Origin of the sequence: Rugosimonospora acidiphila (genome assembly GCF_039543385.1) — a bacterium.
Taxonomy (GTDB): Bacteria; Actinomycetota; Actinomycetes; order Mycobacteriales; family Micromonosporaceae; genus Rugosimonospora; species Rugosimonospora acidiphila.
The window spans coordinates 168,655-184,467 of the sequence record NZ_BAABJQ010000011.1 but is presented as its reverse complement, the minus strand read 5'-3'; the positions used below and the strand labels follow the sequence as shown (position 1 = coordinate 184,467).

Below are 15,813 nucleotides of genomic sequence, written 5' to 3'. Positions count from 1 at the left end.
TCACGCGGTCGCCGGGGTGGGCACCGGAACGGTGTTGAGCACGTCGTTCAGCACGTCATGCGGGGTCGCGCCGCGCATCTGCGCGTCCGGCATCAGCAGCAGGCGGTGGGCGAAGACCGGGGCGAGCAGTTCCTTGAAGTCCTCGGGCAGCACGTACCCCCGGCCGACCGTGCAGGCGTAGGCGCGGGCGGCCCGGGTCAGCGCGATGACGCCCCGAGGGCTGACCCCGACCCGTACGTGCGGGTGGTTGCGGGTGGCGGCGGCCAGCCGGACGGCGTACGCGTACAGCGGGTCGGCCAGGTAGACCCGGGCGGTCAGCCCGATCAGGGTGCGGACTATCTCGGTGTCGGTGAGCGCCCGCAGCTGGTCGGGCGAGTGGCCGGCGCGGGCCGCCCGGACCACCTCGACCTCGACGGCCTCGTCCGGATATCCCACCGACAGCTTCATCAGGAACCGGTCCAGCTGAGCCTCCGGCAGGCGGTACGTGCCGTCCATCTCCACCGGGTTCTGCGTGGCCACCACCAGAAACGGTCGCGGCACCGGATGACGCACCCCGTCAACCGTCACATACCGCTCCTCCATCACCTCCAACAACGCCGACTGCGTCTTGGGCGACGCCCGGTTGATCTCATCCGCGATCACGATGTTCGCGAACACCGGACCCGGATGAAACTCGAACCCCCGGGTCGCCTGGTTGAAGATCGTCACCCCCGTCACGTCGGACGGCAGCAGATCCGGGGTGAACTGGATCCGACGCCACGCCCCCTGCACCACCGCCGCGATCGCCCGCGCCAACGTCGTCTTACCAACCCCCGGCACATCCTCGACCAACAGATGGCCCTCGGCCAACAACGCCGTCAACGCCAACCGCACCACCGCGGCCTTGCCGAACACGACGGAGCTGACGCCCGCCGCGATGCGGTCGAACGCGTTGGCGAACGACCGCACCTCGGCGGGCGACAGCGGCTGCATCGGTTGGACCATAGTCAGCTGCAGCTCGGCAGCAGGCTGAGGTCGTCGCCACCGTCCAGGTTGAACCAGGCGTACGGGATGTATTCGGCACTCGTGGAGATCTTCACCCACTTGGTGCTCTTCTTGTTCTTGTTGTACTGCGCGGAATTTACGGTCGTGGTGTTGCTGGTCTGCTTGTTCACGCCACCGGCGATCTGGCAGTACGCCTGGTACCTGGTGCCGTTGGGCGAGGTCTTGACGGTGTACTGCGTCTGCTGCGCCGGATGGTTGTAGATGCCGATGGTGGTGCAGTAGGTGTCACCCGGGGGGTTGATGCAGGTAACCGTCCCTTTCAGCACCGTGGTCTTCGCGGACTTGCTCCTCGTGCCGGTGCCGGCCACGTTCTTGGCGCTCACCGTGGCCGTGTACGACACCCCGGGCGCCAGGCCCGCGACGGTGAGGCTGGTGCAGGAGCCGCTCTTGGTGCCACCGCCGTTGCTGAGGCTCACGCTGCAGGTCGCCGTGTCACCCCCGTCGTTGACGGTGAAGGCCACCTTGAGCTGGTTGTAACCGGGAGTGATCGTGCCGATGGTGACTGCGGGCGCGGCAATCGTCGCGGCGGCCTTCGCCGGGCCCTTGGCGCTGGTGCCGGCGTCGTTGATCGCCGCCACCTGCACCGACACCGACTTGCCGTTGCCCAGGCCGGTCAAAGTGAGGCTGGTGGTGCTGCCGGACACAGTCTTGCTCGTGCCGTTGTAGTACACCTCGTACCCGGTCAGCGCCCGCCCGTTGGTGGCCGCCGCCGACCAACGCACGAGGAGCTGACCCGCCTTCCCGTTGGGCGCGACCGTGATGGACCCGGGCGCGTCGGGCTTGCCGTACGGCACCACCGAGGGCGACATCGGCGACGCCTTGGAACTGGCCCCAGCGTCGTTGACGGTGCTGACCGTGAACGCGTACTGGGTGCCGTAGCTCAGCGCGCCGGCCGGCGTGGTGAGGCTGGTCTTCGTGCCGTCGACCTGCCAGGTCTGCGCCGGGCCGCCCGGCCCGTTGGCGGTCACCTGGTAGCTGGCCACCTTGTGGCCCTGCCCGTTACCGGCCGGCCAGCTCACCGACACGCTACCGTCGGACTTCGCCTCCGCTGCCACGCTCGTCGGCGGCGACGGCACCTCGTTGGTGGGCACGACCGGGTTGGACTGGGCCGTGGGGCCGTTGCCCTTGGCGTTGACCGCGTACACGCTGAACGTGTACGTCTGGCCGTTGGTCAGGTTGGAAATGCTCGCCGCGCGCTGGTCGGCGCCGAACGTGAGGTTCTGGCCGCCACCGCTCACGACGTACTTCTGGATCGGCGAACCGTCCGACGGCGCCGCTCCCCAGCTCAGCCGCGCCGAGGCGTTGCCGGCCGACGCGACCACACTGGTCGGCGCGCCGGGCGGCCCGGCCTGCGGCGGCTGCGGCGACGACGACGAACCCTGGTCGGACCCGGGGTTGGACGAGTTGGAGTGGCCGGACGAGCCGGGCTGGTGAGACTTGCTCGACGAGTGCCCGGACGACGGCGCACCCTTCGTGGGCGTGACGGTCGGCGGCGCCAGCGGCGGCGGGGCACCCAGCACGCCGCCGGGGTACTTGTTGACGGTCGAAGCCTTGTGCGACTTGTCGACCACGACCGCGGTCCCGCCGCTCGGCGCGTTGATGTAGAGGTGGTCGCCCTGGATCTGCAGTTGCAGGTCGCCGGAGCCGGCCGGGAACTGGATCTTGTTGGTCAGCGCGCCGGTCTGGTCGAGCACGTAGACCAGGTTGGCCGACTTGTCGGGCACGTAGTACCAGCCGGCGAAGGACACCGCGGGGCTCAGGGTGTTGCCGTTGCCGGGCACGGAGAACTGCGACACGGTCGGCGGCGTCACGCCGTCCACCTGACGGCTGCCGGGCACGGTCACCGCCACGCTGCCGCCGCCGTCCTGCGAGGCGAGGAAGCCGGGCCCGGTCAGGTTCAGCGCGGTCCTCGTGATCTGATTGCCACGCACCGTCACCAACTGGTCGGCGGTCTCGTCGAGCACCGCCGCGCCCTTGTCCAGCACCGAGAGCTGCAGGTCGTGGCCGGGCTGCGCGACCGACTGAGTCTGCACCGTCGGGGGGTCGCCCGCCTTGGCACCGGGCGTCAACGAGACCACAGTGCCCTGGGTGGTCAGCGCGAGCCACAGCTTTCCGTCGCTGTCGAAGCCCCCGTCCACCATGCCGGGCGACAGGTTGAGCACCGCGCCGACCGGCTTGAGCGTCGTCGGGTCCACCTGCCGGACCTGGCCGTGTACCTCGTCGAGCACGAACGCGGTCTTGCCGTGTACGAGCACCCGCACCCCGGCGCCCGGCGGCGTGGCCAGGCTGGCCGCGATCTGCAGCGTGGCCAGGTCGAGCGAGCTGACCATCCCGGTGTCATCGTCGCGCACGATGAGGTACTGGTCGGTCTGGCTCACCTCGACCTTATGGCCGATCGTGCCCTGCACCTTGACTCTGGTGTCCACCCGTGCCGTGTCACCGTTGACTCGACCCAGCTCGCCCTTCGACTGGCTGAACAGCCAGGCGGTCGGGTCGTACGTGGCCACGGCGCGGTCGAACGCGCCAAGCCCGAACAGGGTGACACATGCCGCTGCCAAAACCACGAGAACTGTACCGACAGTGATGTACGGTCCTACCCTGCGCGATCGTCCAATGTGCTCAGTCGCGGTCATACCGTTCCCTCGCGCTCCGATCCTCCCCTGGAAAACGGACTCATCATAGAGGGTTGATCGCAAGTCGGACGTCGCGTATGTGGCCATACTCCCGCCGCTCGCGCCGCTCCCTATGATGTGTTGCGAAATACGGGGCGACACGGGGCTTCGGCGGAGAGGTGCGGCAGCGCAATGACGGGATCGCCGTTACACATCCGGGCCACCGCCCGGGTTGGCGCCGACGCGCCGAAGCATCCGGGGCCGGCGACTCTGCTGCCCCGCCGCCGGCCGGGCCACCTCGGCTCGGTACACGTGCTGCGGCTGTTGCTGGCCGAGGCCGCCATCGTGGCTATCGTGGTCGCGTTCGGCCGTGACCTGGTGGTGCTGGTCGCGTGCGTGGTGCTGGGCGTGCTGGTGCTGTTCGTGACGCTGGGCCGCCAGCGGGGCCGGTGGTGGCTGGAGCGCCGGGTGCTCAACTGGCACTTCCAGCGCCGGCGCGGAGCCCGGCCGGTCGCCCTGCCGGAGGACGCCCGGCTGGCCGCCCTGCAGTGGCTGGCGCCCGGCCTGATGGTGGAGGACGTGGCCACCCAGGACGGCTCGCAGATCGGGGTGGCCCGCGACGACGCCGGGTGGTATGCGGCGGCCATCGTGTCGCCGAGCGCGCCGCTGCGCGACGATGCGCGCCCTCCGCTGCCGCTGGACACGCTGGTCTCCGCGCTGGCCGAGGCGGAGCAGCCGGGTGCCGTGCTGCAGGTGCTCACCCACACCGTGCCGGCCCCGTCCCATCAGGACGCCTCCGGCCAGTCCTACCGTGAGCTGCTGCACCGCTACGGTCCGGTGGCGGTGCCGGTCGACCGGGCCACCTGGTTCACCGTCCGGCTGGACGCGCGGGCCCTCGCCGAGGTCGGCGCCGACCTGCCGGAGCAGTCCGAGAAGGCGCCCGCCGTGGTGGCCGCGCTGCTGCGCCGGCTGGTCAAGGCGCTGCGCCGGGAGGGCGTCGCCGCCGCACCGCTGGATCGCGGGGCCCTGCTCGACGCGCTGGCCCGCTCCTGCGACCTCACCCCGCCGGACGCCGGGGCGCCGGTGCAGCCGCGCGAGGACTGGAGCGTCTGGTATTCGGGCCGGCTGGCCCACCGCAGCTACTGGCTGCGGGACTGGCCCTCGGTCGCGGAGGCCACCGCCCTGCTGGACTGGGTGGCCACCGTACCCGCCGCGTTGAGCAGCGTGTCGCTGGTCCTCGCCCCGCAGCCGGACGGCGTCGACATCCGTTGCCTGACCCGGGTGGCCGCGCCGCCCGAGCAGCTCGCCTCGGTGTGCCAGGAGGTCATCCGGGGCGCCGGCCTCGCCCACGCGCACCTGTTCGAACTCGACGGCGAGCAGGGGCCGGCCGCGTACGCGACCGCCCCGACCGGAGGTGGCCCGCGATGACCCGGCCGGAGGACGAGGAAACCCGGTACGGCAGGCAGCCGGGCGTGATCGGTGCGCACCAGTACGGCACCCCGCCTCCCCCGCCGCCGCCCGGCGAGCCCCAGCATTACAGCGGGGCGGCGGCGGTGCCAATGCCGCCCGCGCCGATGCCGCCACCGACCGCACCGGGGCAGCCAACCGCGCCAAGGCAGCCGGCCCCGCCCCCGCAACTTCCCCCGTCGCCGTACGATCCGCGGGCGCAGGTGGCGCCGTCCAGGCCGGTGGCGCCGCCGACGGTCGGCAGGCCGGGGTACAACCCGTATCCGCCCGGCGCATACGGGGCCGCCATGCCCCCGCCGGCCCCGCTGCCGGCCGCACCCAGGTCGGGCGTGCCCATGCCGGCCGCACCCGCGCCGGGCCCCATGCCAGGGGTTCCGATGCCGGGCACTGTGCCGGCCATGCCCGCGCCGCGGCCCGGGCCGGCGCTCGCGCACCCCGCCGGTACCCCCGGCGAACCCGTGGGGCTGATGAGCCCGGCCAGCCGAGCGGCGCAGCGCGCCGTGGCGACGGCCGGCGCCACAGCCCTGGCCACCGGCGGTGCCACGGTGCTCGGCGCCCCCCAGCCCGCGGCGGCCGCCACGGCACCGGCCCCGGACGGCCCCCACCACGGCACCGTCTACGGCGGGAGACGCACCGACGACGACCGGCCGGTCCTGGCCGGCCGAATGCCCCGGCTGCGCATCGGCTGGCACTCGGCCACGCTGCGCGCCCTGGAGATGATCGGAGTCTCCTCCCCCGGTACCGGATTGATCCTGGGCGCGGACGTCGACCAGCGGCCGGTGCCGGTGCGCTTCTTCCGGCCGGAGCCGACCCGGGTCACCATGGTCGGTGGCGCCTGGGCCGCCCAGCTGGTCGTGTTCCGGGCGCTCGCCTTCGGCGCCAACGCGGTGGTGCTGACCGGCGACCCGGGCGCCTGGCACGGCTTCGGCGAGCGGGCCACGGGTCGGCCCGATCGGGTGTCCGTGCTGCACGGCGAGCGGCCGGTGTCGACCGAGGGCACGGCGCAGCAACCGGTGCTGGTCGTCTACGACCTGGGCACGGCCGGCCCGTCGGCGAGCGTTGACCTCGGCCCGTGGCAGACGCAGCTGACCGTGCTGCGCCAGCTCGACGAGCGGGGCGTGCCGGCGCTGCAGGAGGGTCAGCTGGTGATGATGCAGCGGCTGGCGTTCGGCGAGGCGACGCTGGCCGCGACCGCGCTGCGGCTGACCGGCGAGAGCACCCAGCTGCTCCAGCAGATGGAGGACGAGATGCTGGCGCTGATCGGCGGCGGGGCCGACCGGTACGTGTGGATCAGCCCGACCGGTGTGGAGCGGCAGCAGGGCGGTCCCGCCCGGCGGTAGGTCTGGCCACGAGCCCACCGCCGGGATCGGCCCGGCATCGCGGCCGCGACGCCCGGACCGCGCCCGTCACTGCGCCGGCGGCGACCACGCCAGCTGCACCAGCCTGGAGCCCTCCCGACGGGTGATCAGCCAGGCCCGGCCCGGCGGCAGCAGCTGCGGCTTGATGTTGCCGAACAGCGCACCCTCATCCCTCGGCCCGGACATCATGATGCCCGGCGAGGCCAGCTCGCGGATGCGCGCGATGACCGGGTCGAACATGGCCCGGCTCGCGCCGCCGATGCGCCGGGTGATGACCACGTGCAGGCCGATGTCCCGGGCCTGGGCAAGGTAGTCCAGCAGCGGCGAGAGCGGATTGCCCGCCCCGCCGGCCACCAGGTCGTAGTCGTCGACCAGCAGGTACAGCTCGGGCCCCTTCCACCAGCTGCGGTTGCGCAGCTGCTCCGGGGTGACGTCCGGGCCCGGCAGGCGCTCCTTCATCACCTCGACCACCTGCTGGATCAGGTCGTTGGTGACCTGCACGGAGCTGCCGTACCCGATGAGGTGGTCGGTGGTGACGCAGCCGAGCAGGCTGCGCCGGTAGTCGATCAGCATCACGCGGGCCTGGCTGGGCTGGTAGCTCTCGGTGACGCTGCGGGCGAGGCTGCGCAGGAACGAGCTCTTGCCGGACTCGATGTCGCCGAACAGCAGGGCGTGCGGCTCCGCGCCGAAGTCCAGGTACACCGGCTGCAGGTCCGCCTCGGCCACACCGATCGGCAACCGGCCACCGGAGGTCGGCCCCGGCGCCGGCAGCGCCGAGTAGGGCAGCTCATCGGGCAGCAGGCGCACCCGGGGCGCCGGCGAGGCCGTCCAGTCGCTGGCCGCCAGCTTCACCAGCTCGGCCACGGCGTCGGCCAGGTCCTCGGTGCGCTGCGCCCCGTCGATGCGCGGCAGGGCGGTCAGGAAGTGCAGCCCGTCCGGCGTGAGGCCGTGCCCCGGCGAGCGCTCGGGCACGTTGACCGCGGACCGGCGGCTGATGACCGAGTCGCTCGGATCGCCGAGCCGCAGCTCGACCTTCGTGCCGAACGAGTCACGCTGCGCCGGCCGGATGTCCATCCAGCGGTTCCCGCTGGCCACCACGTGCACACCGAAGCCGAGGCCGCGGCTGGCCAGTTCGGCCACCACCGGTTCCAGGTCCTCGAAGTCGCCGCGCAGCGTCGCCCAGCCGTCGACCACCAGGAAAACGTCGCCGAACGGGTCGTTGGGCAGCTGGCCCGCTCGCTTGGCCCGGCGGTACGTCGCGATGCTGTCGATGCCGGCCGAGGCGAACAGCTGCTCCCGCTCCTGCACCAGCGCGTACAGCTCGGCGACCGTGCGGCGTACCCGGTTGATGTCGCGCCGGGTGGCCACGCTGCCCACGTGCGGCAGGTCCCGCAGGGTCGTCAGCGCGCCACCGCCGAAGTCCAGGCAGTAGAACTGGGCCTCGACCGGGGTGTGTGTCAGCGCCAGGCTCACGATGAGAGTGCGCAGGAACGTGCTCTTGCCGCTCTGCGGCCCGCCGATCACCGCCAGGTTGCCCGCGCCGCCGGACAGGTCCAGCCACATCGGGTCGCGGCGCTGCTCGAACGGCTTGTCGATGACGCCGACCAGGCCGTGCACGGCGCCCAGCACGGACGCCTCATTCGCGGTCAACCCGCGCTGAGCGGTGTGCGCGAGGGCGGGCAGCAGCTGGTCCAGCGTGGCCGGGTCGGACAGCGGCGGCAGCCACACCTGGTGGGCCGGCGTGCCGCGCCCCTCCATCCGGCCGACCAGCACGTCCAGCAGGGTGTCCCCGCCGACGGTCTCCACCTCGGCCGGAGCCTGTTCGGGCTCCTGGGTCACCGGGGCCGCCACGTAGTGCGTGGTGTAGGGCCGCACCACGTCGGCGGGCTGCCCGGAGAGCTTGGTGCGCTGGCCCTCGCCGTGGTACACGCCGGAGACGTACGCGGCCCGGAACCGGATCAACCCCTCGGTGCCGGCCTTGATGTACCCGTTACCCGGCGAGCGGGGCAGCTCGTACGCGTCGGGTACGCCGAGCACCGCCCGGCTGTCCATGGACGAGAAGGTACGCAGGCCGATCCGGTACGACAGGTGCGTCTCCAGGCCGCGCAGCCGGCCCTCCTCCAGCCGCTGCGAGGCGAGCAGCAGGTGCACGCCCAGCGACCGGCCGACCCGGCCGATCTGCACGAACATCTCGATGAAGTCGGGGCGGGCGGTCAACAGCTCGCTGAACTCGTCGACGATGATGAGCAGGCTGGGCAGGGGGGCCAGCGGCACCCCAGCCGCCCGGGCGCGCTCGTAGTCGCGCTGCGACGCGTAGTTGCCGGCGTGCCGCAGCAGCTCCTGGCGGCGCATCAGCTCGCCCTGGATCGCGCCGAGCATGCGGTCGACCAGCGACAGTTCCTCTTCCAGGTTGGTGATCACCGCGCTGGTGTGCGGCAGCCGGTCCAGCTTGGTGAACGTGGCGCCACCCTTGAAGTCGACCAGGACGAAGTTGAGGATCTCCGAGTCGTGGGTCGCCGCGAGCGCCAGCACCAGGGTGCGCAGCAGCTCACTCTTGCCGGAGCCGGTCGCGCCAACGAGCAGCCCGTGCGGGCCCATACCCTCCTGCGCCGACTCCTTGAGGTCCAGCTCGATCGGGCGACCGTCCAGGCTGACCCCGATGGGTATCCGGAGCCGGTCCCGGTTCGGCCGGCTGGTCCAGCCCTTGGCCACGTCGAACTCGTACGGGTCGCCGAGCTCCAGCAGCTGGGACAGGCCCAGATCGGTGATGGCCGACGACTGGTCGCTGACCGAGGTCGCCGACAGCCGCAGCGGGGCCAGCTCGCGTACCAGCGCCTCGGCCCCGTTGTTGGCCAGCCCGTCGGCCTTCCCGACCTCGGTCGCGCCGTCCATCGTGGTACCGGTGATGGTGCCGTCCTCGGCGATGTCCAGCACCACCGCCGACTCGTCCAGCAGCCGGGGCGGCGAATTGGACAGGTCGATGAGCGTGACGCCCTCGACCCCGCCATCGGTCATCAGATGGTCGGAGCCGACCGTCGCGCCCCCGTCGATGAGCACCACCACGTGCGGCCCGCCCGAGGTCGCGCGCGCCGACGGGTTGAATCGCGGCCGGTTGGCCAGCACGTCATCCAGCATCGCCTCCAGCGCGGTGATGGCCGGGGCGAGCAGCCGCACCGACCCGACCGCGTCGGTCTTGGTGGGGTGCAGCGCGTGCGGCAGCCACTTCGCCCACTCCCACTGCGCGCGCCGCGCGTCCGACACGCAGAGCACCACCAGCAGGTCGTCCGGGGCGTGGAAGGTGGTCAGCTGGGCGATCACCGAGCGCACCAGGCCGCGTACCGTGTCGTCCGACCCGCGCAGGTACACGTGCGAGAAGTCGCGCAGCGCGATGGCCACCGGCAGGTCCGGCACGACCGAGTAGGTGGATACGAACTTGCGCAGCGCCACCGCGCACAGCGGTTCGAGCTCGTCGACCGGGCGAGTCTGCGGCGGCACCAGCGGCGTGGCGATCTCCTGCGGCCCGAGGCCGATGCGCACCACCCCGAAGTCCGGGTCGGCCCGCCGGCGCTCCCACAGCCGGCCGCTGGCCGTGGTCGACCACAGCGCGCTCGGATCCGGATGCCGGTAGTACACGGCCTCGCGCTGCTGCCGGATGGTGGCGCGGACCTGCGCGCGCAGCTGGCTGAGCCGGCGCATGTACTGCCGGCGCGCGTCGATCATGTCACGCTTGCTCTGGCCACCCACCTGGCCGGCCACCTGAGCGGCGATCATCCCGAGAGTGGAGACGCCGTACATGCCGCCGGCCACATACGACAGGGCGCCGCCTCGCTGCACCCCCATCATCAGCCCCATCGCGGCCGCGCCGGCGGCCATGGGCATGATGGTGAGCATCCGGCCCCAGCCCTTGCCGGCGGCGTTTGGAATCTCCGGGGGCGGGTCGAGGACCACCTCCCCGGACGGGATCGCCGGTGCGAGTCGGCGCGGTGGCCGCCTGACGACTACCAGTCCCACGCGCCGTCTCCTTCCAGAACCCGCGCCATCCTAAACTAAGCGATCACGGGGCCCGGACGCGCGAGCGCCCGGACGCGCGAGCGCCCGGTCGACGCGCACGCGAACCGGCGCGCTGGTGATCGCATGCTAGGTTGGCCCCCGGATCGGGCCGGTTTGTGTGCCGTGCCTTGAACTGCCCGGGAGGTGTGAGCAGCGTGACGGCCCCGGTTGGCGTCGGTCTTGCCCGGGTTACCGTGGCGACGCCCAAACGCCGGATCGATGTCGCGTTACCCGAGAACGCGCTCGTCGCCGAGCTGCTTCCGCACCTGCTGCGGCACGCCGGCGACGAACTGCCCGACGACGGCGAGCGGCACGGCGGCTGGACCCTGCGCCGGGCCACCGGCGCCGAGCTCGACCCGGCGCGCAGCCTGTCGGTGCAGGGGGTCCGCGACGGCGAGCTGCTGAACCTGGTGCCCCGGCGGATGGACTGGCCGGAGCTGGCCTACGACGACATCGTCGAGGTCATCGCCGGGGGCGCGAGACGGTCCGGACGGTCCTGGGGCGGCGCTGCCACCCGCCGGTGCGGCCTGGCCGTGGCCAGTGTCGTGTTCGTGCTCGGCCTGTCCGACGTGCTGCTGTCCGGGCCGCCCTGGCCGCTGCCGGCCGGCTGCGCCCTGGCCGTGGCCGCCATCGCCGCCCTGATCGGGATCGTGCTGTCCCGGGCGGCGTCCGACGCCTCCGCCGGCGCCGTGCTGGCCGGCTGCGCCCTGCCCTACGCGTTCGCCGGCGGGCTGCTGCTGACCGCGCCGGCCGGTACCGCGCTGGACCGCCTCGGCGCACCGCAGCTGCTGCTCGGCTCGGCCGCGCTCACCGTCTTCGGCGTCATCGGGTACGCCGGGGTGGCCGCGACGCTGCGCGTGTTCGTGGCCGGGATCGGTGCCGGCCTGGCCGGGATGCTCGCCGCGCTGTTGTGCTTCGCCGGTACGTCACCGGCCGGTGCCGCCGCGATCACCCTCACCGTCGCGCTGGGGCTGCTGCCCGGCTACCCGCTGATCGCCGGCTCGTTGGGCAAGCTGCCCGTACCGGTCCTGCCCGACCGGCCGGAAGACATCCTCGAAGACCGGCCGATGCCCCCGCGCGAGGGGGTGTTCGCCGCCGTGGCGCGGGCCACCGAGCTGCTGTCCGGCATGCTGCTGGGCGCGGCGGTGATCGGCGTGTGCTGCGCGGTCGTGCTGGTCCTGGACGGCTCCGCCACGGACTACGTGCTCATCGTCGTCGCGGCCGCCGCCCTGCTGCTGCGCGGCCGGCTGTTTCCCACCCCTACCCAGCGCATCCCGCTGATGGTAAGCGGGATAGTACTGCTGGCGCTGACGGTGTTCGGGATGACGCTGCGCTCGCCGAACATCGGGGTGCGGCTGTTGTTGCTGTTCGTCGTCGCACTGGTGGCCGGCCTGGTGCTGGCGGCCGGGATGGTCTACAGCAAGCGCTCCCCGTCGCCGCGCGTGGGGCGGATGGCCGACATCGTGGACGTGCTGGCCATCATGGCGCTGGTACCGCTGGCCTGTGCGATCACCGGCCTGTACCACACCATCCAGGGACTGTTCGCGTCGATCGGCTGAGGTAGACATGGCGTCGCGTCGGGACCAGCTGCAGTCCTACCAGTTCCTGACCCAGCGGGTCATCTCCGCGTTCGTGATGCGGGAGACCGACCCCGCGCAGTCGCCGCTGCGCCGGGGCATCGGGGCGGTCTTCGCCGGGCTGATGATCGCGGTCATGGTTGGCGCCGCGTTCGGCGTGTACGGGCTGCTCACCAAGATGGGCAGCGACACCTGGAAGACCGACGGCGCGATAGTGGTGGAGAAGGAGACCGGCGCCACCTACGTGTACAGCGGCGGCCAGCTCCACCCGATGCTCAACTACGCCTCCGCGCTGCTGGACACCGTGGGCGCCACCTCGAGCGGCACCCCGTCGGTGTTCCAGGAGTCGTCGTCGTCCCTGGTCGGGGTGCCCCGGGGCGTGATGCTGGGCATCCCGAACGCGCCGGCGTCGCTGCCCGGCGCCTCGAACACCGCCGGCGCGCCGTGGACGTTGTGCACCGCGGCGACCGCCGCCACCGGCGACGCCACCACCACGACGCTCGCGCTGTCCGTGGCGCCGGCCGGCGCCCAGCCGCTGGGCGACAAGAGCCTGCTGGTCAGCGACCCGGAGACCAACACCACGTACCTGATCTGGCACGGCACCCGGTATCAGATCGACAAGCAGGTGGTGCCGGCACTGTTCGGCATCGTCAGCCCGATCCCGGGCGGAACCGCGTGGCTCAACGGGCTGCCCCGGGGCGCCGACATCGGCCCCATCACCATCTCGGGCAACGGATCGCCGTCGCCGGCCGTCGACGGGCACCGCATCGGCGACCTGCTGGTCACCCAGGTCGGTAACGGAGGCGTCGATTACTGGCTGGTCTTGAGCGACGGCCTGGCGCCCATCACCGAGCTGCAGAAGGACATCGTGGCGGCCGGACAGAGCGGGCAGCAGCCGCAGCAGATCAGCGTCAGCGACTCGACCAGGCTGCCGCAAAGCACCCAACTTCAGCCCGCGAGCGGTGCCGCCGCGCCGCCCGAGCGGCCGCCGGCGCTGGCCCAGTTGACCGACCCGACCGACCCGCTCTGCGCCGCGTTCACCGGCGCGAAGCAGCCGCCCGCCGTGTCGATCGGCGGGAAGCTGCCGGTGGCCGGCACCGGCACCCCCACCGGGTCCGGCGCCTCGAACGGCGCGGTGCTCGCCGACCGGGTGGTCGTGCCGGCCGGGCGCGCCGAGGTGGTCCGGGTGATGGCGTCGGCCACCACCGCCGCGGGCGGCTACTACCTGGTCACCGACCTGGGCATCCGGTACGCGATCGCCTCGGATGACGTGCTGAAGGCGTTGGGATACCAGCCGTCGGCCGCGGTCGCCATGCCGGATGACCTGGTCCGGCTCATCCCGGCCGGCCCGGCCCTCGACCCGGCGGCGGCCAAGACCCCGGTGTCCGGCGCAAGCACCGGCGGCTCATGACCGACGCCTCATGGTGAGGTGTGCGGCGCGTTGATAGCCTCGGTTGACGATCAACATCGGAGTTTCGCCCGGCACCAACCTTCGCCGGGCCGGCGGCAAGCGAATCCACCCCGGCGGTGGACGATGAGGAAGTGGGTGAAGCGACGTGACGAGCCCAAATGGTGGCGTCACACAGGGCGACCCGGTCCTGATGCAGAAGGCGGCGGACTCCGCGACCGGGGCCGGTGAGGGCATCGCGCTCAACCTGTCCCGGCTGCTGGACGAGGTCCAACTGGCGGCGCCCGGCTTCGTGGGAGCCGCCGGCAGCGGCTTCCAGGATGTCGTCAGCCATCTCGAGCAGGACCTGCAAGGGATGCTCAAGGCGCTGAACTACATGGCCGACAAGGTGAACCAGACCGGGAGGGTGTTCGACGCGACCGACGCCGGTGCCCGCGCCGAAATCATGAAGGTGCAGCAGCAATCCGGCGCCTTCAGCGCCGCCCAGGCTCTACGGGGGAACTGAGATGACAACTTCCGGTGACGGCATTGTCTACAACTTCGCCCACATCGAGACGGTCGGCGGCGCCATCGACGCGTTCATCAGGCAGATGGATCAGCACCTCGACGACGTGGACGCGGCTTTCAAGGCCCTCAACTGGACGGGCGCCGCGAAGGACGAGTTCACGACCTACCGGAACAAGTGGCGGGCCGAGGCCGACGACATGGCCGCAACCCTGCGGACGCTGAGCAAGACGGTCGGCGACGTGCGGGAGAACATGGCGGCGGCGGACAAGGCCGCGGGAGCCCAGTTCAGCATCTGACCGCGTCGAGTCGGTCTTTCTCAGGGCGGGCATGGAGTCTCAGGGCCCCATGCCCGCCCCGTTTACTCTCGGCGTTGCCAGCCGGGGGCGGGTCAGTGTGGGTGGCCGGGCGGGGTGGCGGCGGGCGACAGCTCCCCGAACAGCAGGGCCGGCGGCGCCGGCTCGTCCGGCTCCTCGCGGGCGGGCGGCGACGCGGCGAGGGCCGGGCGCCAGGCGCGGCGCCGGGCCCGGGGCACCCCGACCGCAGCCACGGCCACGACCACGAGCAGGCCGATCCCCACGGCGGTCAACAGGATGGCCAGCCGCCGGCTGTGGTTCAGAGTCGCCCGCCGGGCCAACTCCTGGGCGCTCGGCCCGTGCGGGGCGAACGCCGACATCGGCACCGGCGCCCGGTCCACCAGGTCGTCGGTGACAGCGCCGTACGGGTTGACGATGCCGCTGCCGTACTCGGGGCCGTCCTGCCCGCCGGCAGCCGGAGTAGCGGTGCCCAGCAGCCGCCCGGTGAGCTGTGCGGTGCTCAGGTCGGTCCAGCGGGCCCGGGTCAGCGCGGCCGCTCCGCTGACGAAACCGGCCGCGAGCGCGGTGCTGCCCTGCACGTTCACCAGGCCCTGGTCGCGTTGCAGGGCCGGCACGCCGGCGCCCGGCGCGACCAGGTCAACGTAGCCGCCGTGCCCCGAACTCGGCCACCACGTGCCGTCCTGCGCGATGGCACCCACGCCGATGACGCCGGGGTAGTTTGCCGGGTACGGGGTCGGGTTGCCGCCGTTGGAGTCGCCCAGGTCGCCGACCGCCGCGACGACCGTGATGCCGGCCGATACCGCGCCCGCGATCGCGTCCCGCACCGAGGCGCTGTCGGTCGAGATGGCCACCGAGATGTCCAGCACGTCCACGTGCTGGTCGACCGCCCAGTTGATGCCGCGCGCCAGCACGGTGGCCGAGACCGGCGTGGTGGAGTCGTCGCCGGGCTCGCCGGTCACGCGTACCGGAACGATGGTCACCCCGGGGGCCACGCCGTAGATGCCGGACGAGCCGGCCTGCTGTGCCGCGATGGCGCCGGCCACCTGGGTACCGGTGCCGGCGCAGTCGGTGTCGGCCGAGCCGCTGTTCCTGACCGCGTCGTACCCGTTGCTCACGTGGCCGCGCAGCTGCGGCTGGTCGGCGTCCACACCGGAGTCGAGGACCGCTACCTTCTGACCGCTCCCCTTGGTGAACGACCAGGCCCGCTCCGGGGCGAGCAGCTGCTGTGCCCACAGCGCGGGCGTGAGCGACTGCCCGGCCGCGACGCAGTTGTCGTCCGCCGCCGCGGCGGGTGTGGCCGGTGCCGCCACCAGCACCCCGGCCACGAGCACGGATGCCGCGCAGCCGATCGCGAGTAGGGCGCCACCCACCGCACGGGCTCCGGCCCGCCTCCCGCCGTCGCGACGCACCACGCTCTCCCTCACCAGGTCGACAAATCGTGGGGTCAGTCTCCCCCGCCCCGATGCCGGCCGGGCC

11 protein-coding genes are annotated in these 15,813 nt (G+C 72.5%); 6 read left to right on the top strand and 5 right to left on the bottom strand.

The genetic code is table 11. The annotated features are described in order from the left end of the window. A complete protein-coding gene (locus tag ABEA87_RS20025) occupies nucleotides 1-972 on the bottom strand; it encodes an AAA family ATPase (RefSeq protein ID WP_425570914.1) in 972 nt (323 codons plus the stop codon). A gap of 14 nt (nucleotides 973-986) precedes the next feature. After that, nucleotides 987-3,608, bottom strand: a complete 2,622-nt coding sequence (locus ABEA87_RS20020; protein WP_345631612.1) for a fibronectin type III domain-containing protein — start codon at nucleotides 3,606-3,608, stop codon at nucleotides 987-989. Between the two features lie 240 nt (nucleotides 3,609-3,848). Here ABEA87_RS20020 and ABEA87_RS20015 point away from each other — a divergent pair, with 240 nt between their 5' ends. Beyond that, a complete protein-coding gene (locus ABEA87_RS20015; protein ID WP_345631610.1) occupies nucleotides 3,849-5,084 on the top strand; it encodes a type VII secretion protein EccE in 1,236 nt (411 codons plus the stop codon). Between the two features lie 106 nt (nucleotides 5,085-5,190). Here the strand turns inward: ABEA87_RS20015 and ABEA87_RS20010 are convergent, their stop codons facing one another. Continuing rightward, a complete protein-coding gene (locus ABEA87_RS20010; protein WP_345631609.1) occupies nucleotides 5,191-5,523 on the bottom strand; it encodes a hypothetical protein in 333 nt (110 codons plus the stop codon). Here ABEA87_RS20010 and ABEA87_RS20005 point away from each other — a divergent pair. Then, a complete protein-coding gene (locus tag ABEA87_RS20005; RefSeq protein ID WP_345631607.1) occupies nucleotides 5,522-6,463 on the top strand; it encodes a hypothetical protein in 942 nt (313 codons plus the stop codon). The two genes, ABEA87_RS20010 and ABEA87_RS20005, sit on opposite strands and share 2 nt — an antisense overlap. A 66-nt stretch (nucleotides 6,464-6,529) precedes the next feature. Here the strand turns inward: ABEA87_RS20005 and eccCa are convergent, their stop codons facing one another. Further along, nucleotides 6,530-10,492, bottom strand: coding sequence for a type VII secretion protein EccCa (eccCa, locus tag ABEA87_RS20000; RefSeq protein ID WP_345631605.1), 3,963 nt, complete (start codon nucleotides 10,490-10,492; stop codon nucleotides 6,530-6,532). A 194-nt stretch (nucleotides 10,493-10,686) separates the two neighbouring features. Here eccCa and eccD point away from each other — a divergent pair, with 194 nt between their 5' ends. The 4 genes from eccD to ABEA87_RS19980 all read left to right on the top strand — a co-directional run bounded on the left by eccD (nucleotide 10,687) and on the right by ABEA87_RS19980 (nucleotide 14,319). Further along, nucleotides 10,687-12,090 (top strand): type VII secretion integral membrane protein EccD, encoded by a 1,404-nt coding sequence (eccD, locus tag ABEA87_RS19995; RefSeq protein WP_345631603.1) that lies wholly within the window; start codon nucleotides 10,687-10,689, stop codon nucleotides 12,088-12,090. 7 nt (nucleotides 12,091-12,097) lie between these two features. Continuing rightward, nucleotides 12,098-13,519, top strand: a complete 1,422-nt coding sequence (gene eccB, locus ABEA87_RS19990; RefSeq protein ID WP_345631601.1) for a type VII secretion protein EccB — start codon at nucleotides 12,098-12,100, stop codon at nucleotides 13,517-13,519. 145 nt (nucleotides 13,520-13,664) lie between these two features. Beyond that, nucleotides 13,665-14,021 (top strand): WXG100 family type VII secretion target, encoded by a 357-nt coding sequence (locus tag ABEA87_RS19985; protein WP_345631599.1) that lies wholly within the window; start codon nucleotides 13,665-13,667, stop codon nucleotides 14,019-14,021. A 1-nt stretch (nucleotide 14,022) separates the two neighbouring features. Beyond that, nucleotides 14,023-14,319, top strand: coding sequence for a WXG100 family type VII secretion target (locus ABEA87_RS19980; RefSeq protein ID WP_345631597.1), 297 nt, complete (start codon nucleotides 14,023-14,025; stop codon nucleotides 14,317-14,319). A gap of 92 nt (nucleotides 14,320-14,411) precedes the next feature. On the opposite strand, the gene ABEA87_RS19975 is transcribed toward ABEA87_RS19980, so the two are convergent. After that, on the bottom strand, nucleotides 14,412-15,746 hold the full coding sequence (locus tag ABEA87_RS19975) for a S8 family serine peptidase (protein WP_345631595.1): 1,335 nt from the start codon (nucleotides 15,744-15,746) through the stop codon (nucleotides 14,412-14,414). Nucleotides 15,747-15,813 lie beyond the last annotated feature (67 nt).

Coding starts and splice junctions, on each gene's coding strand:
- ABEA87_RS20025 (WP_425570914.1), bottom strand. CDS start 972: ATGCAGCCGCTGTCGCCCGCCGAGGTGCGGTCGTTCGCCAACGCGTTC.
- ABEA87_RS20015 (WP_345631610.1), top strand. CDS start 3,849: ATGACGGGATCGCCGTTACACATCCGGGCCACCGCCCGGGTTGGCGCC.
- ABEA87_RS20005 (WP_345631607.1), top strand. CDS start 5,522: ATGCCCGCGCCGCGGCCCGGGCCGGCGCTCGCGCACCCCGCCGGTACC.
- ABEA87_RS20010 (WP_345631609.1), bottom strand. CDS start 5,523: ATGGCCGGCACAGTGCCCGGCATCGGAACCCCTGGCATGGGGCCCGGC.
- eccB (WP_345631601.1), top strand. CDS start 12,098: ATGGCGTCGCGTCGGGACCAGCTGCAGTCCTACCAGTTCCTGACCCAG.
- ABEA87_RS19980 (WP_345631597.1), top strand. CDS start 14,023: ATGACAACTTCCGGTGACGGCATTGTCTACAACTTCGCCCACATCGAG.